The sequence below is a fragment of the Micromonospora yongxingensis genome (genome assembly GCF_052601155.1).
In genome coordinates this window covers 59,435-82,351 of the sequence record NZ_JBQXEO010000019.1, presented here as the reverse complement: position 1 = coordinate 82,351, position 22,917 = coordinate 59,435, and the positions used below count along the sequence as shown (strand labels likewise).

21 protein-coding genes and 1 riboswitch are annotated in these 22,917 nt (G+C 73.1%); of the genes, 9 read left to right on the top strand and 12 right to left on the bottom strand.

Features of this window, described 5'->3' with window-relative positions; genetic code table 11:
• Positions 1-149 precede the first annotated feature (149 nt).
• From ACTWLT_RS22080 to ACTWLT_RS22070, 3 genes are read left to right on the top strand one after another with little or no spacing between them, the layout of a single operon-like run.
• Positions 150-506, top strand: a complete 357-nt coding sequence (locus ACTWLT_RS22080; protein ID WP_445320087.1) for a YciI family protein — start codon at positions 150-152, stop codon at positions 504-506.
• Positions 503-1,756, top strand: a complete 1,254-nt coding sequence (locus ACTWLT_RS22075; RefSeq protein WP_445320022.1) for an RNA polymerase sigma factor — start codon at positions 503-505, stop codon at positions 1,754-1,756. Before ACTWLT_RS22080 ends, ACTWLT_RS22075 begins: the two co-directional genes overlap by 4 nt.
• A complete protein-coding gene (locus ACTWLT_RS22070; RefSeq protein WP_445320086.1) occupies positions 1,716-1,979 on the top strand; it encodes a dihydrofolate reductase family protein in 264 nt (87 codons plus the stop codon). Before ACTWLT_RS22075 ends, ACTWLT_RS22070 begins: the two co-directional genes overlap by 41 nt.
• Positions 1,980-2,039: 60 nt before the next feature.
• Here the strand turns inward: ACTWLT_RS22070 and ACTWLT_RS22065 are convergent, their stop codons facing one another.
• The 7 genes from ACTWLT_RS22065 to ACTWLT_RS22035 all read right to left on the bottom strand — a co-directional run bounded on the left by ACTWLT_RS22065 (position 2,040) and on the right by ACTWLT_RS22035 (position 8,203).
• Positions 2,040-3,509, bottom strand: a complete 1,470-nt coding sequence (locus ACTWLT_RS22065) for an alpha/beta hydrolase (protein ID WP_445320021.1) — start codon at positions 3,507-3,509, stop codon at positions 2,040-2,042.
• 124 nt (positions 3,510-3,633) lie between these two features.
• Entirely contained in the window at positions 3,634-3,903 is a 270-nt protein-coding gene (locus ACTWLT_RS22060) for a hypothetical protein (protein WP_252416038.1), read from the bottom strand.
• A gap of 5 nt (positions 3,904-3,908) precedes the next feature.
• Complete coding sequence (locus ACTWLT_RS22055) at positions 3,909-4,256, bottom strand: ArsR/SmtB family transcription factor (RefSeq protein ID WP_445320020.1); 348 nt, start codon at positions 4,254-4,256, stop codon at positions 3,909-3,911.
• Positions 4,257-4,418: 162 nt separating this feature from the next.
• The gene (locus tag ACTWLT_RS22050; protein ID WP_252416040.1) at positions 4,419-4,592 is read right to left on the bottom strand and encodes a CsbD family protein; all 174 of its coding nucleotides are present in this window, start codon (positions 4,590-4,592) and stop codon (positions 4,419-4,421) included.
• Positions 4,593-4,747: 155 nt separating this feature from the next.
• On the bottom strand, positions 4,748-6,991 hold the full coding sequence (locus ACTWLT_RS22045) for a heavy metal translocating P-type ATPase (RefSeq protein ID WP_445320019.1): 2,244 nt from the start codon (positions 6,989-6,991) through the stop codon (positions 4,748-4,750).
• A 12-nt stretch (positions 6,992-7,003) separates the two neighbouring features.
• Positions 7,004-7,978, bottom strand: coding sequence for a DUF8832 domain-containing protein (locus tag ACTWLT_RS22040; protein ID WP_445320018.1), 975 nt, complete (start codon positions 7,976-7,978; stop codon positions 7,004-7,006).
• Positions 7,979-7,993: 15 nt separating this feature from the next.
• Entirely contained in the window at positions 7,994-8,203 is a 210-nt protein-coding gene (locus ACTWLT_RS22035) for a heavy-metal-associated domain-containing protein (protein WP_445320017.1), read from the bottom strand.
• Between the two features lie 154 nt (positions 8,204-8,357).
• On the opposite strand from ACTWLT_RS22035, the gene ACTWLT_RS22030 reads away from it, so the two are divergent.
• A complete protein-coding gene (locus tag ACTWLT_RS22030; protein WP_088951268.1) occupies positions 8,358-8,654 on the top strand; it encodes a metal-sensitive transcriptional regulator in 297 nt (98 codons plus the stop codon).
• A gap of 6 nt (positions 8,655-8,660) precedes the next feature.
• Here ACTWLT_RS22030 and ACTWLT_RS22025 read toward each other — a convergent pair whose 3' ends face one another.
• Positions 8,661-10,757, bottom strand: a complete 2,097-nt coding sequence (locus tag ACTWLT_RS22025) for a copper-translocating P-type ATPase (protein ID WP_445320016.1) — start codon at positions 10,755-10,757, stop codon at positions 8,661-8,663.
• A gap of 311 nt (positions 10,758-11,068) precedes the next feature.
• Here ACTWLT_RS22025 and ACTWLT_RS22020 point away from each other — a divergent pair, with 311 nt between their 5' ends.
• A complete protein-coding gene (locus ACTWLT_RS22020) occupies positions 11,069-12,445 on the top strand; it encodes a YibE/F family protein (RefSeq protein ID WP_445320015.1) in 1,377 nt (458 codons plus the stop codon).
• A 166-nt stretch (positions 12,446-12,611) separates the two neighbouring features.
• Positions 12,612-12,743: riboswitch (cyclic di-AMP (ydaO/yuaA leader) on the top strand.
• Between the two features lie 3 nt (positions 12,744-12,746).
• A complete protein-coding gene (locus tag ACTWLT_RS22015) occupies positions 12,747-13,766 on the top strand; it encodes a coiled-coil domain-containing protein (protein ID WP_445320014.1) in 1,020 nt (339 codons plus the stop codon).
• Between the two features lie 55 nt (positions 13,767-13,821).
• Here the strand turns inward: ACTWLT_RS22015 and ACTWLT_RS22010 are convergent, their stop codons facing one another.
• Complete coding sequence (locus tag ACTWLT_RS22010; RefSeq protein WP_445320013.1) at positions 13,822-14,538, bottom strand: carbonic anhydrase; 717 nt, start codon at positions 14,536-14,538, stop codon at positions 13,822-13,824.
• 192 nt (positions 14,539-14,730) lie between these two features.
• Between ACTWLT_RS22010 and ACTWLT_RS22005 the strand changes: the two genes are divergently transcribed.
• Both ACTWLT_RS22005 and mycP read left to right on the top strand, forming a co-directional pair.
• The gene (locus ACTWLT_RS22005) at positions 14,731-15,066 is read left to right on the top strand and encodes a helix-turn-helix transcriptional regulator (RefSeq protein WP_445320012.1); all 336 of its coding nucleotides are present in this window, start codon (positions 14,731-14,733) and stop codon (positions 15,064-15,066) included.
• A 49-nt stretch (positions 15,067-15,115) separates the two neighbouring features.
• The gene (gene mycP / locus ACTWLT_RS22000; protein WP_445320011.1) at positions 15,116-16,357 is read left to right on the top strand and encodes a type VII secretion-associated serine protease mycosin; all 1,242 of its coding nucleotides are present in this window, start codon (positions 15,116-15,118) and stop codon (positions 16,355-16,357) included.
• Positions 16,358-16,429: 72 nt separating this feature from the next.
• Here mycP and ACTWLT_RS21995 read toward each other — a convergent pair whose 3' ends face one another.
• The 3 genes from ACTWLT_RS21995 to eccCa all read right to left on the bottom strand — a co-directional run bounded on the left by ACTWLT_RS21995 (position 16,430) and on the right by eccCa (position 21,342).
• Positions 16,430-16,708 (bottom strand): WXG100 family type VII secretion target, encoded by a 279-nt coding sequence (locus tag ACTWLT_RS21995; RefSeq protein ID WP_252416051.1) that lies wholly within the window; start codon positions 16,706-16,708, stop codon positions 16,430-16,432.
• A gap of 25 nt (positions 16,709-16,733) precedes the next feature.
• The gene (locus tag ACTWLT_RS21990) at positions 16,734-17,042 is read right to left on the bottom strand and encodes a WXG100 family type VII secretion target (RefSeq protein WP_074316322.1); all 309 of its coding nucleotides are present in this window, start codon (positions 17,040-17,042) and stop codon (positions 16,734-16,736) included.
• Positions 17,043-17,376: 334 nt separating this feature from the next.
• On the bottom strand, positions 17,377-21,342 hold the full coding sequence (eccCa, locus tag ACTWLT_RS21985; RefSeq protein WP_445320010.1) for a type VII secretion protein EccCa: 3,966 nt from the start codon (positions 21,340-21,342) through the stop codon (positions 17,377-17,379).
• A 166-nt stretch (positions 21,343-21,508) separates the two neighbouring features.
• Between eccCa and eccD the strand changes: the two genes are divergently transcribed.
• Positions 21,509-22,906: a type VII secretion integral membrane protein EccD gene (gene eccD / locus ACTWLT_RS21980; RefSeq protein ID WP_252416053.1), complete on the top strand. Its 1,398-nt coding sequence runs from the start codon at positions 21,509-21,511 to the stop codon at positions 22,904-22,906.
• Positions 22,907-22,917: the final 11 nt, after the last annotated feature.

The window sequence follows — 22,917 nt, the reverse complement described above, 5'->3', positions numbered from 1 at the left end:
CCGACCCGGCGTGGGACCGCCACGACCCGGGAATTTCTGCGATTTTCTTCGGTACGCGGTAGGGAACGGGGTTCTGGCTCCGACCCTCCGGTGGAACCGCACCCCGACCGGGGTGCGACCAGGACCCGAGGAGCATCGCCGTGAAGTACATGCTGCTGATCTGGAACCGCCCGGGCTTCACCGAGGAGCTGACCGAGCGGGAGCGCACCGCCCTGTTCGGCGAGGTCGACGAGATCATGAAGGAGCTGACCGAGACCGGCGAGCTGGTCGGCGGCCAGGCACTGGCCAACCCGTCGCAGACGCTGACTGTCCGGCTCGCGGGCGGCCACCCGGAGGTCATCGACGGGCCGTTCATGGAGAGCAAGGAGCAGTTCGCCGGCTATCTGACCGTCGACTGCGCCAGCCCGCAGCGGGCCGCGGAGATCGCCGCCCGCTGGCCCGACGTGCGCTTCGGCGGTGCCATGGAGGTCCGCCCGATCATGGATGACGCCGGGACGGAGATGTGACCGACGACCGGACGGTCGAGGACCTGCTGCGCACACTCGCGCCGCAGGTCCTCGGCCTGCTGGTCCGCCGGCACGGGCAGTTCGACCGGTGCGAGGACGCCGTCCAGGAGGCCCTGCTGGCAGCCGCGACGCAGTGGCCCGGGCAGAGCGTGCCGGACAACCCCCGCGCGTGGCTGCTCACCGTCGCCACCCGCCGCCTCACCGACGAGTGGCGCAGCGAGCGCGCCCGCCGGGACCGCGAGGTGGCGGTGGCGCTGCGCGAGCCGGCGTACGCCGGGGTGGCACCGGCGGCCGACGCGGAGCCGGCGGTGGCGGACGCCGACGACACGCTCACCCTGCTCTTCCTCTGCTGCCACCCGGCGCTGGCCCCCGAGGCGCAGGTGGCGCTCACCCTGCGCGCGGTCGGCGGTCTCAGCACCGCCCAGATCGCCCGGGCCCACCTGGTGCCGGAGGCGACGATGAGCCAGCGGATCCGCCGGGCCAAACAGCGGATCGAGGTCGCCGGCGCCCGGTTCACCATGCCCGCCCCCGGCGAGCGCAACGAGCGGTTGCGGACGGTGCTCCGGGTGCTCTACCTGATCTTCAACGAGGGGTACACCGCGTCCAGCGGTCCGGACCTGCACCGGGCGGAGCTGACCGGCGAGGCGATCCGACTGGCCCGCATCCTGCACGGACTGCTGCCCGACGAGGGCGAGGTCGCCGGGCTGCTGGCGCTGATGCTGCTCACCGACGCCCACCGGGCCGCCCGGGTGGGTGCGGACGGCGAGTTGGTGCCGCTGACCGAGCAGGACCGCGGCCGGTGGGACCGGACGGCCATCGCGGCCGGGATCACGCTGATCACCGAGGCGCTGACCTGGTCGCCGCCCGGCCCGTACCAGCTCCAGGCGGCGATCGCCGCGGTGCACGCCGAGGCCCCGACGGCGGCGGCCACGGACTGGCCGCAGATCGTCGCGCTGTACCGGCTGCTCGCCCGGATCGCGCCGAACCCGATGGTCACCCTCAACCAGGCGGTGGCGGTCGCCATGGTGGACGGGCCACGGGCCGGGCTCGCCCTCCTCACGCCCCTGGACGCCGACGAACGCACCGCCGGGCACCATCGCCTCGCCGCGGTCCGGGCCCACCTGCTGGAGCTGGCCGGGGAGTTCGGGGCGGCGCGGGACGCGTACCTGGCGGCGGCGCGGGGCACCACCAGCCTGCCCGAGCAGCGGTATCTGGAGTTGCGGGCCGCCCGACTGGCGGCGCAGCGATGAGTTCGGGCGGTCACCGGAGTCGACCTGGCATGGGAATGGCGGCGCGAGCACGGTCCGGCAGTACCTGGCCGCCGGGCTGATCGACACCCTGGATCTGCACCTGGTGCCTGTCGTGCTCGGGGCCGGTGAACGGCTCTTCGACGGGATCGCGCCGCGGCTGGAGCAGGTGGCGGTGGTGGCCGGACCGACCGTGGCCCACCTGCGCTACCGCGTCCTGCGCTGACCGGGTCACCGGCCCCGGTCGCCGTGAGACGACCGGGGCCGGCAGTGGGCCAACGGTCGGTCAGACCGGCGGGTCGACGGCCGCGCAGGTGGTGCCCGGGCGGGGCACCACCACGCTGGTCAGGTAGCGGTCGACGGCGCCGCCCACGCACGGGCTGGTGGTGTAGCTGCCGTGCCCCCATCCCTCGTAAGTGAGCAGCAGGCCGTGGTCGCCCAACTGCCGCGCCACGTTCGTGGCCCAGTTGTAGCCGCTGGCCGGGTCGTGCCGGGTGGCCGCGAGCAGCAGCGGCACATCGGTGCGGACCCGGAGGCGGTGCTGCGGGTTGGCGACCGGCGTCGGGGTGCCCAGGCAGGTGACGAGAGCGAACAGGGCCGGTGCGTAGCGCAGGTCGGGCGCGAGGCGGGCCACTCGGCGCAGGTGTCCGGCGTACTCACGGTAGTCGCGGACGGGCAGGCTCCAGTCCTGGCAGAAGACCGCGAACGGGTACGGCGCCACGGCGTCGCCCGTTGACCGTCCGACCGGTGCGACGGCGCTCGGCGTGGTGGAGGCGTCCAGGGAGGCGATCCACCCCGCCAGCTTCGACCACCGCGGACCGTAGAGCTCCCGGTGGGCGAGCCGACTCAGCTCGAAGGGCGTCAGCACGACCCCGGGTCGGGCCGGGTCGGTGAGCACGCCACGCTCGGCGCGGGCGTGCAGCCCGGCCCACACGGAACGAACGTCCCGCCCGTGCAGCGCGCAGGCGGCGGCCCGGTCGCACCACGCGACGAACTCGTCGAACGAGTCCTCGCCGGTGACGGCCTGGGTGTCCAGGAAGGCGCTGGTGCCGAGGCTGTGGTCCACCGTCGACTCCAGCACCATGGCCCGGACGCGGTGCGGGTACAGCTCGGCGTACCGGGTGCCGAGCAGCGTCCCGTACGAGCTGCCGTGGAAGGTCAGCCGCCGCTCACCGAGCGCGGCGCGGACCGCGTCGAGGTCGCGGGCGGCGCTGGTCGTGTCGACGTGGTCGTAGAGCGGGCCGGTGCGGGCCCGGCAGTCGGCCCGCAGCAGCGCGTTGCCGGCCAGCGTGGTGTCGAACTGGGCCTGGTCGGTCAGCAGTTGTGGTTGCCGGGCGAGCAGGTCCTTCGAGCAGACCACGGGGTGGCTGCGGCCGGTGCCGCGCGGGTCGAAGCTGACGATGTCGAACCGTCGGCGCAGGTCGGCGCTGAACCGGGAACTGCCGGTCACCACCCGGTCGACGCCGCTGTCGCCCGGCCCGCCGGGGCCGAACACCAGCGTTCCGGTGCGGGCGGACGGGTCGGTGGCGACCCGGCGGGCCAGCGCCAGGTCGAACCGCTCACCGCCGGGCCGTCGCCAGTCGACCGGGAGCGACAGGGTGCCGCACTCGGCGGTGGCGTCGCCGGTGCAGGGCTGCCAGTCGATGCTCGGGAGCGGTCGTGGTCGGGCGGTGGCCGGGCTCGCCGGCGTCAGGCCGGTGGCCGCGACGGCCAGGGCGACCGCCCATCCGACGGCGGATTTGCGTACGCGCAGCATGAGGTGCTGTCCTCTCCTCGAAGGAGCGTCACGGGAGAAACTCGCCCATCGGGCGAGGTGGTGCTGCTTCCACCCGGGCCGTCGAGTAGCCGCTCGACGGCCCGGGGCCTCTGGCACACAGGGATCAGTCGACCTCGCGCAGGACGCGTTCGAGCGTGGTCATCCGGGTCTCCATTCCGCCGAGCCGGCCGTCGAGCGCGGCGAGCAGGCGGGCGTTCTCCGCCTGCGCCTGCGCGGCCGTCTCGGCGAGCCGGCGGTAGTCGTCGGCGCGGGCTCCGTCGAACCGGGCCCGTCGGGTCTTGGCCAGCTGGACGACGGTCACCGCGAACACGGTGATCAGCAGGGCGAAGATGCCGATCGCGCCGACCACCTCGGTCCAGTCGTGTTCGCTCATTCCGGTCACCGGTCCGCTCGGGGCTGCTCGGCCGAGTCGGGGACGGTCAGTGTCTCGACCGCCGCCGCGATGACCTGGGGCGTGAGTGTGAGCACGAACGGCTCCACCTCGTAGTAGTTCATGGCCTTTCCGTCCTCCGACAACTCCAGGCGGGCGGTGACCAGCCCGGCCGCCGCCAGCTTCCGTAGGTGGACCTGCAACAGCGCCCGGCTGATGCCCAGTTGCCGGGCCAGCCCGCTGACGTAGGCACGCTCCCGGGCCAGCGCGGCGACGACCCTCAGCCGGTGCGGGTTGGCCAGGGTGGCCAGCACCCGGACCAGGTCGTCGCCGGTCGGCGGCGGAGCGCCACTCATAACCAGCCCTTGCACATGCCAACAGAAATTAGCGGGTGGCGCACACGGAGGCCAGGGATGCCGGGCGGGATCAGGGGGATCTCAGGGTCGCCGACGGAGGCGGACAGACAGCACGCCGGGCCGGTGATCGATCACCGGCCCGGCGTGGGAGTGCGTCGTACGTCAGCTCTTGAAGGCGTCCTTGATCTTCTCGCCCGCCTGCTTGAGCTTGGCGCCAGCCTGGTCGTTGCGACCCTCGGCCTCCAGGCGCTCGTTGTCGGTGGCCCGACCGGCGCCTTCCTTGATCTTGCCGGCCGCGTCCTCGCTGGCATTGTTGATCTTGTCGTCGATACCCATGTGCCAACCTCCATTGCGAGTGTCGCTACAGGATCAGCAGTACCCCCACGGTCGCCCGCTCAACCATTCCAGTGGACTCCGACCTCACCGAGGGTCACCGTCTCCACACCAGGCCGGTTGTTGGCCGTACCGACCAGGGCGAGAGTTCGGGCAGGTCAGGCGGCCGGGCGGAACCGGCGCAGGCGCAGGCTGTTGGCCACCACGAAGACCGAGGAGAGGGCCATCGTGGCGCCGGCGATCATCGGGTTGAGCAGCCCGGCGGCGGCCAGCGGCAGGGCCGCCACGTTGTATCCGAACGCCCAGAACAGGTTGCCCCGGATGATGCCGAGCGTGCGTCGGGACAACCGGATGGCGTCCACCGCGGCGTCCAGATCGCCGCGGACCAGCGTGAGGTCGGACGCCTCGATCGCCACGTCGGTGCCGGTGCCCATGGCGAGACCCAGGTCGGCCTGGGCCAGCGCCGGAGCGTCGTTGACCCCGTCGCCGACCATCGCCACCGACCGGCCCTCGGCCTGGAGCCGCTTGACCACGTCGACCTTGCCGGCCGGCAGGACCTCGGCGATCACCTCGTCCACGCCCACCTCGGCGGCGACCGCCCGGGCCACGGTGGTGTTGTCCCCGGTCAGCAGGACCGGTGTGAGCCCCAGGGCGCGCAGCCGGGCCACGGCCGCCCGGCTGGTCGGCCGAACCACGTCGGCGACCGCGAGCACGCCCCGTGCCCGCCCGTCCCAGCCGGCGACGATCGCCGTCCGGCCGCCGGCCTCCGCGTCGGCGACGGCCCGCTGGACCTCCGGCGGCACGTCGAGCCCGCGCTCCCTCAGCAGCCGGAGCCGGCCGACCAGCACGGACCGTCCCTCGACCGTGCCGGTGACACCCAGCCCTTCGAGGTTGGCGAAGCCGGTCACCGGGGGCAACGTCTCCGCGTCGGCGGCGCCCGCGGCGACCGCCCGGGCGATCGGGTGCTCGGAGGCGGCCTCCACCGCCCCGGCGAGCCGGAGCAGCTCGGCGCGGTCCGCACCGGCCGCCGGCAGCACGTCCACCAGCGTCATCCGGCCCGTCGTCACGGTGCCGGTCTTGTCCAGCACCACCGTGTCCACCCGGCGGGTCGACTCCAGCACCTCCGGTCCCTTGATCAGCACACCGAGCTGGGCGCCCCGGCCGGTCCCGACGAGCAGCGCGGTCGGCGTGGCCAGGCCGAGTGCGCACGGGCAGGCGATGATCAGCACGGCCACCGCGGCGGTGAACGCGGCGGTCGGCCCGGCACCGGTGCCGAGCCACCAGCCGAGGGTGCCCACGGCCAGCGTGATGACGATCGGCACGAAGACGCCCGAGATCCGGTCCGCCAGCCGCTGCACGGCCGCCTTGCCGCTCTGCGCCTGCTCGACCAGGTCGGCCATCCGGGCGAGCTGGGTGTCCGCGCCGACCCGGGTGGCGGTGACGACCAGCCGGCCACCCGCGTTGATCGTGGCGCCCACCACCCCGTCGCCCGGGCCGACCTCGACCGGCACCGACTCGCCGGTGAGCATGCTGGCGTCGACGGCCGAGGTGCCCTCGTCCACCACCCCGTCGGTCGCGATCTTCTCGCCGGGGCGGACCACGAACCGGTCACCGACGGCGAGCCGGTCCACCGGGATCCGGGTCTCCACCCCGTCACGCAGCACCGCCACCTCCTTGGCGCCGAGTTCGAGCAGGGCGCGCAGGGCGGCGCCGGCCGTCCGCTTGGATCGGGCCTCGAAGTAGCGGCCGGCCAGGATGAACACCGTCACCCCGGCGGCCGCCTCCAGGTAGATGTTGCCGGCGCCGTCGGTGCGGGTGATGTCGAAGCGGAACGGGTGCGTCATCCCGGGCATCCCGGCGTCGCCGAGGAAGAGCGCCCAGAGTGACCACCCGAAGGCGGCGAGCGTGCCCAGCGACACGAGGGTGTCCATGGTCGCCGCGCCGTGCCGCAGGTTGGTCCAGGCCGCCCGGTGGAAGGGCAGCCCGCCCCAGACCACCACCGGGGCGGCCAGGGTCAGCGACAGCCACTGCCAGTAGTCGAACTGCCAGGCCGGCACCATGGCCAGCAGGACCACCGGCACGCTGAGCGCCACCGACACCCAGAGCCGGGTACGCGGCCCGCGCAGCACGTCCACCGGCTCCTCGGCGGCGGCCGGCGGGGACGGCAGCGCGGCCGTGTAGCCGGTCTTCTGCACAGTGTCGATCAGGTCGTCCGGCGTGACGCCGTCGTCGTACCGGACGGTGGCCTTCTCGGTGGCGTAGTTGACCGTGGCGCTGACCCCGTCCATCCGGTTCAGCTTCTTCTCGATCCGGGCGGCACAGGCGGCGCAGGTCATACCGCTGATCGCCAGCTCGATGCGGTTCGGTGCCTCGGGCAGCGGTCTGCTGCTGGTGGTGGTCATCGTCATGTCCCGTCAGTTGTGCCCGTGCCCGGGCGTGCCGTGGTCGGCGCCGCCGGTCGGTGCGGGTCCGCTCGGGGTGGGCGCGGTCGTCGGCGTACCGGCCGTTGGCGTGCCGGCCACGACGGTGAACTCGGCGGTGTGCACCGCTCCGCCGTGCCGGAAGTCGAGATAGAGCCGGTAGCTGCCGGCCGAGGGCACCTCGGCGAGGAAGGTGACGGCCGGACCGGGGCGGGTGCGTCCGTCGCCGGGTGTCCCGTCCGGGTGCACGTGCAGGTACGCGAGGTCGCCCCGGCGCAGCGCCACCAGGTGCCCGTACGCGCCCAGGTAGGGCTCCAGGTCGGTGACCGGCTGCCCGTCGCGGCTGATGGTCAGGGTGAGCGGTGAGGTGCGGCCGGGCTGCGGCGTGCCGGTCAGGGTGACCGTGTAGCCGTCGACGGTGGTGCTGCTCGCCGGGGCGGGCAGCGGTCGCTCGGTCAGTGCTCCGGGAACGGTCACGTCCACCCCGAGGGTCAGCGGCTCAGCCCCGGTCGGGGTGAAGTCGGCGAACGCCCGCCACTGCCCGGGGCCGGCCAGCGGGCTGGCGACCCGCCAGGTGCCGTCCGGGGCGAGGTCGGGGTGCACGTGCCGGAAACCGGAGAGGTCCCGCCGGGCGACGATGAGGTGCATCCGCTTGTCGTGCGCCACGTCGTAGCGGGTCACCGGGCGGCCGTCCGGCCCGCCGATCCGGAAGGCGAACTCGCCGGCCGGCGCGGTGAGCGGTTCGAGGGTGTAGCCCCGGTCGGAGACGAGCAGGCCACCGGGGATCCGGTCGACCGACTCGTCGTGCTCCCCGGGGTCGCTCGCGCCCGGCTCGTGGGCGGCTCCGCCGTCGTGCCGGCTCTCGGCGACCGGGGCGGCGGGACCGGCCACCTGGCCGATCCCGTACGCCGCGCCGAAGACCGCCGCGAGGCCGAGGGCGAACCCGCTGAGTCTGGTCACCGTGTTCATGCCGGCCTCCCGCGATCAGGCGTCGACGAGGTCGTAGCCGGCCTCGTCGACGGCGGCCCGGACGCTGTCCACGTCCAGTGGCTGGTCGCTGGTGACGGTGACCCGGCCGCTGGCCAGGTCGACCTGGACGTCGCTGACCCCGGCGATGGCGCCCACCTCGGCGCTGACCGCGCTGACGCAGTGCCCACAGGTCATGCCCCGCACCTGGTACGTCGTGTTGACCATCGGACTGATCTCCCCTCTGCCACCTCCGAGCCTATACCCCCGGGGGGTAACTCGGAGACGAACCTCTGCCCATGTCACTTACCGGTACCCGGTGGGGGTATCCCGGCAGAGACGACCGTACCATACCCCCCAGGGGTACGCTATCCTGGTTCTCATGACCGCACCCACCCCGATCCGCGGGTACACCGCCAGCAAGGACCAGCTGCTCACGCGGCTCCGCCGTGTCGAGGGGCAGGTCCGGGGCATCGAGAAGATGGTCGACGACGACCGCTACTGCATCGACGTGCTCACCCAGATCTCCGCGATCCAGGCCGCACTCGACAAGGTGGCGTTGGGCCTGCTCGACGGGCACGCCCGGCACTGCATGCACGAGGGAGCGGCCGAGGGCCGGGCCGACGAGATGGCCACTGAGATGATGGCGGCGGTCGGCCGGCTGATGAAGCGCGGCTGAGGGCTCTCAGTCGCGCCCCGGGTCGAGGCGCACCCGGCGCAGCAACTGGGCGTTGAGCGCCACCACGATGGTCGACGCGGACATCAGCACGGCCGCCAGCGCCGGGCTCAACGCCACCCCGGCCCAGGCGAACACCCCGGCGGCCAGCGGCAGGGCCACCACGTTGTAGCCCGCCGCCCAGGCCAGGTTCTGCCGCATCTTGCCGTACGACGCCCGCGACAGCCGGACCACGGCGGCGACCCCGCGCGGATCCGACGACGCCAGCACCACCCCGGCGGACTCGATCGCCACATCGGTGCCCGCCCCGATCGCGACACCCACGTCGGCGCGGGCCAACGCCGGCGCGTCGTTCACCCCGTCGCCGACCATCGCCACCGACAGCCCGCGCCGCTGCAGTTCGGTTACCCGGTCGTCCTTCTCCGCCGGCAGCACCTCGGCGAAGACCTCGTCGACGCCCGCACGGAAGCCGAGGTCGGCGGCGACCGACTCCGCCACCGAGCGGGCGTCCCCGGTGATCATGGCGATGGTCCGGACGCCCTCGGCGCGCAGCTCGACGATCGCCTGGCGAGCCTCCGGACGCACCTCGTCGGTCAGCGCGAACGCGGCGAGCACCGCATCCGGCAGCCGCACCAGGTGCAGCACGGCGGCACCCCGCGCCGACCACGGCCCGGTCGCCGCGTCCAACCCGGCCGGCAGCGGCAGGTCCAACTCCCGTAGCAGCGCCGGCCCGCCCACCGCGTACTCCCTACCGTCGACGGTGGCCCGCACACCCCGGCCCGGCATCGACCGGAACCCGGCGGCCCGGGCCGGGCCGGCGTCCCCGGCCGCCGTCACGATCGCCCGTGCCAGGGGATGCTCGCTGTCGGACTCCACGCCGGCCGCGATCCGCAGCACCTCGTCCCGCTCGACGCCGGGCACCGTCGCCACGTCGGTGACCACGTGCTCGCCCCGGGTCAGGGTGCCGGTCTTGTCGAAGAGCACGGCGGCCACGGTCCGCATCCGCTCCAGCGCCAGCCGGTCCTTGACCAGGATCCCGGACCGCGCGGCCAGCGCGGTGGAGAGCGCCACGACCAGCGGGATGGCCAGGCCCAGCGCGTGCGGGCAGGCGATCACCAGGACGGTCACCGCACGGACCACGGCCTCGTCCGGCTCGCCCAGCGCGGTCCAGACCAGCACGGTCAGCACCGCGGTGCCCGTGGCCAGGTAGAACAGCGCGGCGGCGAACCGGTCGGCCAGCAACTGCGCCCGCCCGCCGGAGCGCTGCGCCTGCGCGACCATCCGCTGGATGCCGGCGAGCGCGGTCTGCTCACCGAGCGCCTCGACGCGGACCCGGACCGCCGAGTCGGTGACCACGGTGCCGGCCACCACCCGGTCCCCGGCCGATCGGGCGACCGGACGCGACTCCCCAGTGATCATCGACTCGTCCAGCTCGGCGCTGCCGTCGACGATCCGACCGTCGGCCGGCACCCGGCCCCCCGGCCGGACCAGCACCACATCGCCGACCCTCAGTCCGGTCACCGGTACGGCCTCGACCCGCCCCTCCGCCGTCACCCGCTCCGCCTCGTCCGGCAGCAGCGCGGCGAGCGCCGCAAGCGCACCGCGGGCCTGCCCGATGGCCTTCATCTCCTGCCAGTGCCCGAGCAGCATGATGGTGACCAGCGCGGCCAGCTCCCACCAGAAGTCCAGGTCGAAGGCACCCAGGCTGGTGGCCAGCGACGCGGCGTAGGCGACGGATATCGCCATCGCGACCAGCAGCATCATCCCCGGCGCGCGGTCCCGCACCTCGCGGACAGCACCGACCAGGAACGGCCAACCGCCCCACCAGAACACCACCGATCCGAGTACCGGCCCGACCCAGGAGCGCCCCGGAGCGTCCAGCCGGAGGCCGATCCGGTCCAGCACCAGGTGGCTCGTCAGCACCACCGGCACGGTGAGCACCAGGCAGACCCAGAACCGACGGCGGAACATCGCCGGGTCGTGCCCGGCGTGCTTGTCGTGCCCGGCGTGCCCGTCGTGCTCCGCGTCCGCCTTCGGGCCGGCGGAGTCGGTGTGCTGCCGGTGGCCGCCGTGGCGGTCGGGGTCGGGCGGTGACGGAGCGGACATGACTCCAACATGCCGGTCCGGTCACCGCCGCGCGGGCGGTTCGACCGCGCGACACTCCGCCACGACCTGCGTCCACGGGTCGGGCTGGTTAGCATCTCCCACGATGGCCCTCCGGACCTCGCCGCGCAGTCGGGCATCGGTGTCGCCGAGACATGGCGTCGCCGCCAACCGGCCGAGCCCGGCACTCACCGTCGGTGATCAGGCCGTCGCGCTCCAGCGATCCGTCGTGTCCGTCGCCGCGTTCCCGCGGCGACGGTGAACCGACCGGCCCGCCGGCACGTACCCCGCACCGGATCGTTGGGAGTCACACATTGGGTTCCGACCACAGCCGTTCGGCTCCGTCCGCCCCGCCCCGGGTGCGACGGATCCTCATCGCGACGGTGGTACCGCTCTTCGTCGCCACCGTGCTCGCCGCGGTGGTGCTCTGGCCACGCGACGGGTCACCGCAGACCTCCGCCGGCACCGACGTGCCGCGCTACCACGGCACCGTCACCCGCGTGGTGACCGAGCCGTGCCCGCCGGCGGCACCGGGCCCGGAGGGCACCCCGGATGTCGGGGACGGGCCGTGCGGCACGGTCGATATCCGGGTGGCCGACGGGCCGGCCGCCGGCCAGCAGGTCCAGACCCCGGTGCCGGACGGACCGGGCGCACCGCGCGTCGAGGTCGGCGACGAGATCGTCCTGGTCGAGCTGACCGATCCCACCGATCCGACCGCCAGCAGTTGGAACATCGCCGAGCACCAGCGCGGCACGTCACTGATCTGGCTGGCGGTGGTGTTCGCCGCCGCGATCGTCGCGTTCGGCAGGTGGCGGGGCCTGGCCGCGCTGGGCGGGCTGGCCGCCAGCTTCGCCATCCTGCTCACCTTCGTGCTGCCGGGGATCGGCGCCGGCCGATCACCCCTGCTGGTGGCGGTGGTCGGTGCCGCCCTGATCATGTTCGTGGTGCTCTACCTGACGCACGGGGTCACCGCGCAGACCTCGGTCGCGGTGCTCGGCACCCTGGGCAGCCTGGTGCTGACCGGCGTGCTCGCCACCATCGCCACCGCCGCCACCCACCTCACCGGCTTCGGCAGCGAGGACGCCACCACCCTGTCGATGTTCCAGGCCAACGTCGATCTGCACGGCCTGCTGCTCGCCGGGATCATCATCGGCTCGCTCGGGGTGCTCGACGACGTGACGGTCACCCAGGCGGCCACCGTCACCGAGCTGGCGAACGCCAACCCGGGGCTGACCCGGTTGCAGCTCTACCGGGCGGCCACCCGGGTGGGCCGGGCGCACATCGCCTCCACCGTCAACACCATCGTGCTGGCGTACGCGGGCGCCTCGCTGCCGCTGCTGCTCCTGCTGACCGCCGACACGCGGCCGATCGAACAGATCCTCACCAGCGAGTTCCTCGCACAGGAGATCGTCCGCAGCGCGGTCGCCACGCTCGGCCTGATCGCCGCCGTACCGCTGACCACCGGCCTGGCCGCCGTGGTGACCGCGGCCGGCGCGGCCGGTAACACCCCGGTCGCCGACCCGCCCGCCGGACGACCCAGGCCCGATCGCGCGGAGGCACTGGCGGCACTCAGCTCCCCCCGCACGGGTCGACAGGACCCGACCGGACCGGATCCGGCGGGGGCCACACCCCCATCCACCGCCACCGACCGGTGGCCCGAGCCCGACAGGAGCACGGATACGGCATGGTGACACTCCTCAGCGTGACGAGGTGGGGCATCCGCCCTGAGAACCGCGTCACTGGTCACTCAACGCCATGGCGAAATGACGCTTTTAGTCGGCATCAGGACGTAGCTCAGCCGGTCGCCTCTCGGGTAACCTCGCTGCCGGTCACCGCCGAAGGCGCGACGCAGCGCCTGCGGTGCCACCGCCCAATCGCCAGCCGGCGAGCCGGGGACCCAGGTATGTGGGGTGAATCCGCGTCAGCGGTAGGGGCCACTTCCGCCCCGAACCCGTCAGCTAACCCGGTCGGCGGTCGACGGAAGGGAATACTGTGACGGCACCCCTACGCCGCTGGTTGACGCCCGTGGTGGCCGTGATCGCCGCACTGACCGTGCTCGCCGGCCCCCTCCCGGCCCACGCCGCCCCGACGACGCCCACCCCGTCCGGGCACGAGGAGGACGGCGAGCCCAAGCTGCTCAACGACGTCATCGAGAAGGCCAACCGCGACTACTCAGCCGCCAAGTCCAAACTGGACAAGTCCAAGAAGCGGCAGCTGGAGCTGGCGCTGGAGGTCGACAAGGCCAATGCCGAGCTGGAGGCGCTGGCCCCCCAGGTCGGGCAGATCGCCTCCCAGTCGTACCGGACCGGCCGGATCGGCGCCATCGCGATGTTGCTGGAGAGCGACGCCCCGGACTCGTTCGTCCAGCGCGCGGCGGTGCTCGACGAGATGAACATGGTCAACGAGAAGAAGCTCTCCGAGGTCAACGCGGTGAAGTCGCGCGCCGAGCAGGCCAAGCTGGCCCTCGACGCGGAGGTCCGCGAGCAGCAGAAGCAGACGGCCCTCATGGCGAAGGAGAAGCGCGACGCCGACAAGGCGCTCGCCCTGGTCGGTGGGAAGGGTTTCACCGGCGGGCTGGTGTCGGCGACCTCGCCGGTCGCCCGGCTCGGCCCGGGCCGGACCGCCGACGGTGACTGGAAGTCCGAGTCGTGCAGCGAGAACGACCCCACCACCTCCGGCTGCGTCACGCCGCGCACGCTGCACGCGTACAAGGAGGTCAAGCGGGCCGGCTTCAACCGGTTCGTCGGCTGCTACCGCTCCGGCGGGCCGTGGGAGCACCCGAAGGGTCGCGCCTGCGACTGGTCGTTGCAGAAGAGCGGCTTCAGCCCCTGGCACAACGAGGACACCCGGACGTACGGCAACAACGTGGCCGCGTTCCTCATCCGCAACGCCGACCGACTCGGCATCTACTACGTGATCTGGAACCGGCAGATCTGGTTCCCGGCGACCGGCTGGAAGTCGTACAGCGGGCCGTCGAACCACACCGACCACGTACACATGTCGATGCTCTGACCCGCGTGCAGAACGTCGAAGGGCCGTCCCGCGTCGCGGGGCGGCCCTCGTCGCGTCAGGCGGCGGCCGGACCGGGTGCGGTCGGCACGTCGAGCGGCGTGGTGCCGGCCGGCACCGCGGTCACCGGGCGCACCGCTCCGGCGGCGAGCCGGTACGACATCCCCACGACCGCGCACCGGCCCCGCACCACCTCGTCCGCCAGCACGGGCGACTGGGCCAGCAGCGTCTCGACGGTCTGTGCGATGTGGACGTCGACGATGCCGTCGATGTCGTCGATCCCGTCGGCGGCGGCGCGGCGAAGACTGGGCAGCACGGCGTCGACCACGGCACCCAGGTGCCCCTGGGGCGACGTGCCGGTGGTGACCGCTTCCCGGGCCGCCTGGACCGCACCGCACGAGTCGTGGCCGAGCACCACCACCAGCGGGGTGCCGAGCACGGTCACGGCGTACTCCACGCTGCCCAGGACCTCGGGGCCGGCCGTGTGCCCGGCCGTGCGGACCACGAAGAGGTCGCCCAGACCCCGGTCGAAGATGATCTCGGCGGCCAACCGGGAGTCGGAGCAGCCTACGATCACCGCGAACGGGTGCTGTCCGTCGGCGACCGCAGCGCGGTGCCCGGCGTCCTGGTTGGGGTGGCGCGGGGCACCGCTGACGAAGCGCCGGTTACCGGCGGTCAGCTCGGCGTACGCCCGGGCCGGCTCGCTGATCGCCGGCGCCCGGCCGGTGGTCCGCTGCGGCCCCGGCTGTCCGCCGGGTGTACCGGTACGATCCATCCCCGCACCTCGTCTCACGCGTTTGACCTGCTCAACAGGCATTTCAGCCGGGCCGGCGGTGGGCGGCGGCTCGGCTCCACCGTCACACGCAGCGCAAGACGCGTCAAGATATGCGTGATATAGATTTCATACGTTGGCCCCGCTCCGGCGACGCCCGGCGGCGGGGCGGACAACCGGAGAGGCGGTCAGACGATGGCGGGCACGACGGCAGGTGACACCGGCGGCGGCCGGAACTGGACGTTCCTCACCAACCACGGGCACGTCCTGCTGGCCATCGCCCGCAACCCCACCGCACGGCTGCGTGACGTGGCCGCCGAGGTCGGCGTGACCGAGCGGGCGGCACAGGCGATCGTCGCGGACCTGGAGGCGGGGGGCTACCTGCACCGCACCCGGGTCGGGCGGCGCAACGAATACACCCTCAACCCTGCCGGCCGGTTCCGGCACCCCGCCGAAGCCGACCGTCAGGTCGGCGATCTCCTCGCGCTCTTCGCCGACACACCCACCGAGGCGGCCGCCCGCCCGTCCTGAGCGGGTCGCCGGGCCGCAGCGCGCGGCGGCACAGCGGTAATCTCTGCGGGTGCGCGAATGCCTGCCGTCGAGCGCGACCGATCCGTCCCGCCACACCCGGCGAGCCGTCCGGGCGGTCCTCAGTGGAACACTGGCGGCCCTGCTCGGCGGCGCCCTGGTGGTCCCGTCCCCGGCGACCGCGGCACCACCCACCTGCGGCCCACCCGGCGAGGACATCCTGACGGAGATGCCGTGGGCACTGCGCCGGCTGGAACCGTCCTCGGCGTGGCCGCTGTCCCGGGGATCCGGGGTGACGGTGGCCGTGATCGACTCCGGGGTCTCAGCCCTCCACCCACTGCTCAAGGGCCAGGTGGCCGAGGGCCGCGACTTCAACGGTCTGCCGGCCAACCAGGGCCAGTGCGACCTGGTCGGGCACGGCACGATGGTGGCCGGCATCATCGCGGGCCGGGAGGGCACCGGCGTCCCGTACAGCGGCATCGCCCCGGCGGCCCGCATCCTGCCGATCCGCGTCCTGCCCGACACCAAGGACACCAGGGACGAGGCCCTGCCCGGGCAGATCGCCGCCGCCATCGACTGGGCGGTCGACAACGGCGCCGACGTGATCAACCTGTCCCTGATGACCCTCCCCCGCCCCGAGCTCGCCCAGGCCGTCGAGAACGCGCTCGCCAAGGGTGTCGTGCTCGTCGCCGCCGCCGGCAACCGGCAGGAGCAGCAGGAGAACAGGCCCGCCTACCCGGCCGCGTACCCCGGGGTCATCGCGGTCGCCGGCGTGGACGAGCTGGGCGGCCACGTGGGCACCTCGGTCAGCGGCTCGTACGTCGACGTCGCCGCCCCGGGACTGGCCATCGTCGGCCCGGCCCCCGGCGGGAGCGGCTACCGCGCCGAGCCGACGGGCGGCACCAGCTTCGCCGCCGCGTACGTCTCGGGGGTGGCCGCGCTGGTCAGGTCGGCCTACCCGGACCTCAGCCCCCAGCAGGTCGCCGAGCGGCTGGAGAAGACGGCGGACGCCCCGCCGGACGGGCACAACGCGGAGGTCGGTTACGGGGTGGTCAACCCGTACCGGGCACTGTCGAGCCTGCTGGGCACCCGCACGGACCCGCCCGCCGGCGCGCTCGCGCCGCCCACCAGATCGGACGACCCGCTGAGCTGGCAGCGCACCGTCGCGATCTGGGTGGCAGCCGTCGGCGGCCTGCTGACCGCACTGCTGCTGGCCGCCCGGCCGATCATGATCCGGGGTCGTCGGCGCGGCTGGCGCCCCGGCCGGCGCACCGACACACCGGTCACCGGCTGACAGCGTCGAGCGGCACAACGCAATGCGGCTCCGGCCCGGTGGAACCGGACCGGAGCCGCACTGACGTCAGGCTCAGCCCCACACCTTGGCGTTGCTCATCTCGGTGGAGACGTAGTTCTCGCGGGCGATGCCGACGGCACCACCGATCTCGTTGAGGATCCGGTTGATGTCCCGGACCGACGTGTCCCACTTGGCCTGGTGCTGCTCGTAGGCCGCCCGGTCCTCGCCGTCCCACTGGAGCTTGGACAGCATCGACCGCAGCGTGTCCAGCTTCTCGTCGATCGTCTTCGAGATGGCCTGCATCTGCTGGTTGCTGCTCTCGAGGACCGCGTAGTCAACCTTGATCGTCACGATTTCCTCCTCTGCTGGCTACGGATCACGGGTTGAGAGCAGAGTGGAACTTGTCCAGCATCTGCTGCTGCTCTTCGTCGTTGACCTGGTGCGTCGTACCCGACTTGTCGAGCAGGTCAGCGATGCTGTCCATCGCCGTCAGCAGGTTGACGGTGTCCTCGTTCCACCGCTGCATCAGCGACTGGAAGCCCGTGGACGCCTGACCCTTCCACGCCATGGCCAGGTCGTCGACTACGTTCCACAGCTTCTTCAGCTCGCCGTCGACCTCGCTGCGCGTGGACCGCACGTCACTCGCGGCAGTATGCAGAGTCGCAGCTTCGACCTCGAACGCCATGCTTCACACCCTTCCGTCATGTTGTGGCGGCGGCTTTGCCGCACCCCTCCCCCGCGGCAAGGCAGCAACACCCCACCGACGGACACTCCAGTGAAGACCGTAGCGGAAGCGGTCCAGCCCGCGCAGCCCTGACCGGCCGCCTTCGATGGATGGTGGTGAATCGGGTCAGGCGGATCGGGAGCACGACCGGACGCGCGTCACCACGCTTACCGTGGTCAGCGGTGGAACCGGTCGTCCCCGAGGTGGCTGATCCCGACCCCCACGGTGGCGGGGCCGGTGTCCACGCCGGCCAGACCGGGACGGGAATCCGACACAGCCACGAACCCGGCGCCCGTCACGACGGCTCGGACCACGCGGTCTGGATCAGCTGCTGACCGTCACGACGGCGGACCAACGTGCCGCGGCCCGGCGGCTGCGGGCTCGGCCGCAACGTGCCGAAGACCGCCCCCTCCTCCCGGTTGCCGGACATCAGCAGGCCGGGGGAATCCAGCTCACGCAGCCTCTGCAGCACCGGCTCGTAGAGCGCCCGGGACACCCCGCCGACCCGGCGCGTGATGATCAGGTGCAGGCCGATGTCGCGGGCCTGCGGCAACAGCTCGTGCAGAGCGCTGAGCGGGTTGCTGCCGCCCGAGGCCACCAGGTCGTAGTCGTCCACCAGGATGTACAGGTCCGGGCCCTTCCACCAGCTGCGGTCACGCAACTGGGCGGTGGTCACGTCCGGGCCGGGCAACCGGTTGCTCAGCGCGCTGCGGATCGAGCCGAGCCCCTGGGCGAACGCCTGGTTGGACGGTGCGTAGTCGAGCAGGTGGTCGCCCTCCACCGCGCCCAGCAGCCCGCGGCGGTAGTCGGCGATCACCAGCCGGGCCTGGGCCGGCGTGTACCGCTCGGTGATGCCCCGGGCGATCAGCCGCAGCAGGTTCGTCTTGCCGCACTCGGCGTCACCGAAGACCGTCAGGTGCGGCTCGTTGGCCAGGTCCAGGTAGACCGGCGCCAGCGCCGACTCGTTCACCCCGATCGGCAGGCCGGGCGCCGACCGGTCGATGATCCGGGCGAGCTCGGCCACCGGCAGCCGGCGCGGCAGCAGCCGCACCTTCGGCGCCGGCCGGCCCGGCCAGTTGGCTGCCACGTGCCCGGCCAGGGCGATCGACGCCTCGCTCAGGTCGTCGATGTCCCGGCGGCCGTCGATCCGCGAGATCGCGGTGAGGAAGTGCAGCTTGTCGCGGGTCAGACCGCGGCCGGGCGACTTTTCCGGCACGTTCATCGCCGACCGACGGTCGATTTCGGACTCCGAGGCGTCACCCAGGCGCAGCTCCAGCTTGGTGCCGAGCAGGTCCCGCATGTTGATCCGGATCTCCGCCCAGCGCACCGCCGTGAGCACCACGTGCACGCCGAAGCCGAGACCCCGGTTGGCCAGCGTGGTGATGGTCTGCTCCAGCTCCTCGTATTCCTGGCGCAGCGTGTTCCAGCCGTCCACCACGAGGAACACGTCACCGAACGGGTCGTCGGCGAACTCACCGGCGGCCCGGCGACGGCGGTAGCTGGCCACCGAGTCGATGCCGTGCTGGGCGAACCGCGTCTCCCGGTCGTCCAGGACGGCGACCACCTCGGCCACCGTCCGGCGCACCGCCTCCACGTCCCGCCGACCGGCCACGCCCGCCATGTGCGGCAGCCGCTCCAGGCTGCGCAGCGCGCCGCCGCCGAAGTCGAGGCAGAAGAACTGCACCTCGCGCGGCGTGTGGGTGAGCGCCAGCGAGGCGAGCAACGAGCGCAGCATGGTGCTCTTGCCGCTGAGCGAGCGGCCGACGATGACCACGTTGCCGCCGGCACCGGCCAGCTCGACCATCATCGGGTCACGGCGCTGCTCGTACGGACGGTCCACCACGCCCACCGGCACGGTGAGCCGCCCCCGGCCCGGCCAGGACGCGGTGCACAGCCCGTAGGTCGGGTCGACCGCCAGCGGGCCGAGCAGCTCACCCAGACCCGGAGGGTCGGCGAGCGGCGGCAGCCACACCTGGTGCGCCGGACGGCCCCGGCCCTTGAGCTGCTCGATCAGCACGTCGAGCATCGCCACGGCCTTGCCGTCGGCCGGCTGCTCCGGCTCCGGAGCGGTGTCCACCGGCATCTGCGGAAGCTGCGCCGGGATGAAGTCGAGGCCGTACGGCACGATCCGTCGCTGCACCAGGGCCTGCGACGCGGAGGCCTGCTGCCCCGGCGCCCGGTACGGCCCCGACACGTACGCGGCCCGGAACCGCAGCATCGTGCTGGTGTCGGTCTTCAGATAGCCGTGGCCCGGCGCGTTCGGCAGCTCGTACGCGTCCGGTACGCCGAGCACGATCCGGCTCTCCACCGCGGAGAAGGTACGCAGACCGATCCGGTACGACAGGTGGGTGTCCAGGCCGCGCAGCTTGCCCTCTTCCAGCCGCTGGCTGGCCAGCAGCAGGTGCACACCGAGCGACCGGCCCAACCGGCCGATCATCACGAACAGGTCGATGAAGTCGGGCTTCGCGGCGAGCAGCTCGCTGAACTCGTCACAGATGATCAGCAGGCTGGGCATCGGCGCCAGCGGTTCGCCGGCCGCCCGGGCCTTCTCGTACTCGAAGCGGGAGACGTAGTTGCCGGCCGCCCGCAGCAGCTCCTGCCGGCGCACCATCTCGCCGGCGAGCGCGTCGCGCATCCGGTCGACCAGAGGCAGCTCGTCGGCCAGGTTGGTGATCACGGCACTGGTGTGTGGCAGCGCCTCCAGCGAGGCGAACGTCGCGCCGCCCTTGAAGTCCACCAGGACGAAGTTCAGCTCCTCCGACGAGTGGGTCACCGCCAGCGCGGCCACCACCGTCCGCAGCAACTCGCTCTTGCCGGACCCGGTCGCACCGATCACCAGGCCGTGCGGGCCCATGCCCTCGTGCGCCGACTCCTTGAAGTCCAGTTCGACCACGTTGCCGTCCGGGCCGACGCCCAGCGGGATGCGCAGCCGGTCGCGGTGACCGCGCGGGCGCCAGGTCTGGTGAACGTCGACCGCCGCGGCGTCGCCGACGCCGAGCAGGTCCGGCAGCTCCATGCTGCGGGCCAGCGGCTCCTCGCTGCTGGTCTGCTGCTGGGAGAGCCGGAAGGGCGCGATCTGCCGGGCCAGCCCCTCGGCGGCCTCGGCGCTGAGCCGGTCGGGTCGGCCGAGCTGCGAGGACGAGGTGCCACGCACCAGGTCGAGGGTGCTCCCGTCGCCCACGTCGAGGCAGAGCAGCCAACGGCCGGCGTCGCGCGGCACCGTACCGGAGAGGTCGATCATGGTGGCGCCGAGCAGCCCCTGGCCGACCAACTGGCAGGTCGGCGAGATCTCGCCGCCGTCGACGACCACGACCAGGTGCGGCGCGGTCGTCAGGGGCTTGGCCTCCGGCGCGAACCTGGGCCGCCCGGCCAGCTCGCCGGCGAGCGACTCCTCGGCCTCCGCCAGGCTGGCGAAGACCAGCCGGCGGGCGCCGGCGGCGTCGGTACGTCCACTGTGGTGCGCGTGGGGCAGCCACTTGACCCAGCCCCAGGCGGACTGCCGGTCGGGCGCGGCGACCACCGCGATCACCAGGTCCTCCGGGGCGTGGAACGTGGCGAGCTGACCGAGCGCCGCCCGGGTCAGGTCGAGCACGGGCTCCCGGTCGCCGCGCAGCACGACCCGGCTGAACGCCCGCACCGACAGCGCGGTCGGCAGGTCGGGAACGGTGGAGTGTGCGCGGACGAACCGGCGCAGCGCGATGGCGCTCATCGGCTCCAGGTCCTCGACCGGCTTGGTCTCGGGCGGGACGATCTCCACCGCCAGCCGCTGCGGGCCGAGCGCGATGCGGGTCTCGCCGAAGTCGTCCTCGGTGATCCGCCGTTCCCAGAGCCGCCGCGACGCGGCGATCGACCAGAGCGCGTCGGGCTCCGGGTGCCGCCAGGCCATCGCCGCCCGCTGCTGCTCGGCGGCGCGCCGGGTGCGCTTGCGCATCTGGGCCAGGTAGCGCATGTAGTCGCGGCGGTCGGCGTTCAGCTCGGCCTTGTCCTTGCCACCACTGTTGCTCAGCGAACCGATCGCCATCCCGAGCATCGAGACGCCGAACAGGCCGCCGGCGACGTACGTCATCATGCCGCCGCCCCTGCCGGCGTAGAGGAAGGCCATCGCGCCGACCCCGCAGAACATCGGCAGGATCATGAGCAGCTGCCCCATCCCGCGGGGCGTCGGCTCGGGCAGCTCAGGCGGGGATTCCAGCAGCACCTCACCGCGCGGCAGAGCAGGCCCCGGCTGACGCGGAAGCCGACGGAACACGACCGTGCTCACGGCTGTCTCCTCCCCAGAAGCGGCCCTGATGACGTGCCGTCGCGAACCAAAGTCCGCGGGTGGGCATCGTACGTGCCCGTCATCGTAGGTAATCTCCCGTGGGCGCGGTGGACCCGCACCGCGGCACCGCGGCCCGCTGATCGTAGACGGACACCTGGAGGCCACTGTGGCGACGAAGACGGCGACCGGTGGTCTGAGCCGGATCACCATCGTGGCTCCCCGTACCCGAATGGATCTGGCCCTCCCGTCGGACGTGCCGATGGCCGACCTGCTGCCCACCCTGCTGCGCTACGCCGGGGAGGACCTGGCCGACGACGGGGTGCGGCACGGCGGCTGGGCACTGTCCCGGTTGGGCGGTGCTCCCCTGGACGGCGGGCGCACCGCCGCGCAGCTCGGCGTCCGTGACGGCGAGGTCCTGTACTTCAATCCCCGTTCGGCCGCCGCGCCGGAGATCGTCTTCGACGACGTGGTGGACGCGGTCGCCACCGCCACCAACCAGCGTCCCGGCGCCTGGCAGGTCGCCTCGACCCGGTCCTTCGCGGTGTTGTTCGCGGCGGCCGCGCTCAGTGCCGGAGCAGTCGCCGCGCTCTTCGCCGGCCCGCCACACCTGCCGGGCGCGCTGGCCGCCCTGCTCGTCACGGTGGCGCTGCTGGTGGGCGCGGCGGTCCTGTCCCGGGCCGCCGGTGACAGCCGGACCGGGGCGGTGCTGGCCGTCGTCGGCCTGGTGCACGCCGGCACCGGCGGTCTGCTGCTGCTCGCCGGCGACCGGTCGCTGACCGACCTGGCCAGCCCGCACGTCCTGCTCGCGGCCACCGCCGTGGTGGTCGCCGGAGCGGTGGCCGCGCTGGCCGTCGGTGACCGCTACCCGCTCTTCTTCGCCGCGATCGGGGTGGGTGCCGCGACCGGACTGGGCGCGGTGCTCTGCCTGGTCTTCGGCATCGACGCGCCGGCAGCGGCGGCGGTGGTGGCCGCCGTCGCGTTCGGGGCGGTGCCCGCGCTGCCGATGGCGGCCTACCGGCTGGCCCGGCTCCCGGTGCCGTCGATCCCCACCGGTCCGGAGGACCTGAAGACCGACAGCGAGTCGGTCGACGGCCGGCAGGTGCTCCAGCTCAGTGACCGGGCCGACCAATTCCTCACCGGTCTGCTGTGGACGGTGTCGCTGCTGGTGCTCGGCGCACAGCTGGTGCTGGCCCTGGACGGCCGACTGCCGGCGGTGCTGTTCTGCCTGGTGCTGGCCCTGCTCTCGCTGCTGCGGGCCCGCCCGCTGCTGGGCCGCGCCCAGCGCACCCCGGTGCTGCTCGCCGGCACCGTCGGGCTTGGCCTGGCCGCGGCGGCCACCTACGCCGGCGGATCGCTGCCGGTCCGGCTCGGCCTGGTTCTGGGCGGTCTACTGCTGGCCGCCGTGGTCAGCCTGATCTACGGCCTGACCGTGGCCGGCAAGCGCATCTCCCCGGTGTGGGGCCGGCTGCTCGACATCGTCGAGATCCTGCTGATCATCTCGCTGGTGCCGCTCGCCGTCTGGGTCTGCGGCCTGTACGGCTGGATCGTCAACCTGCGCCCCTGACCCGACGGGGT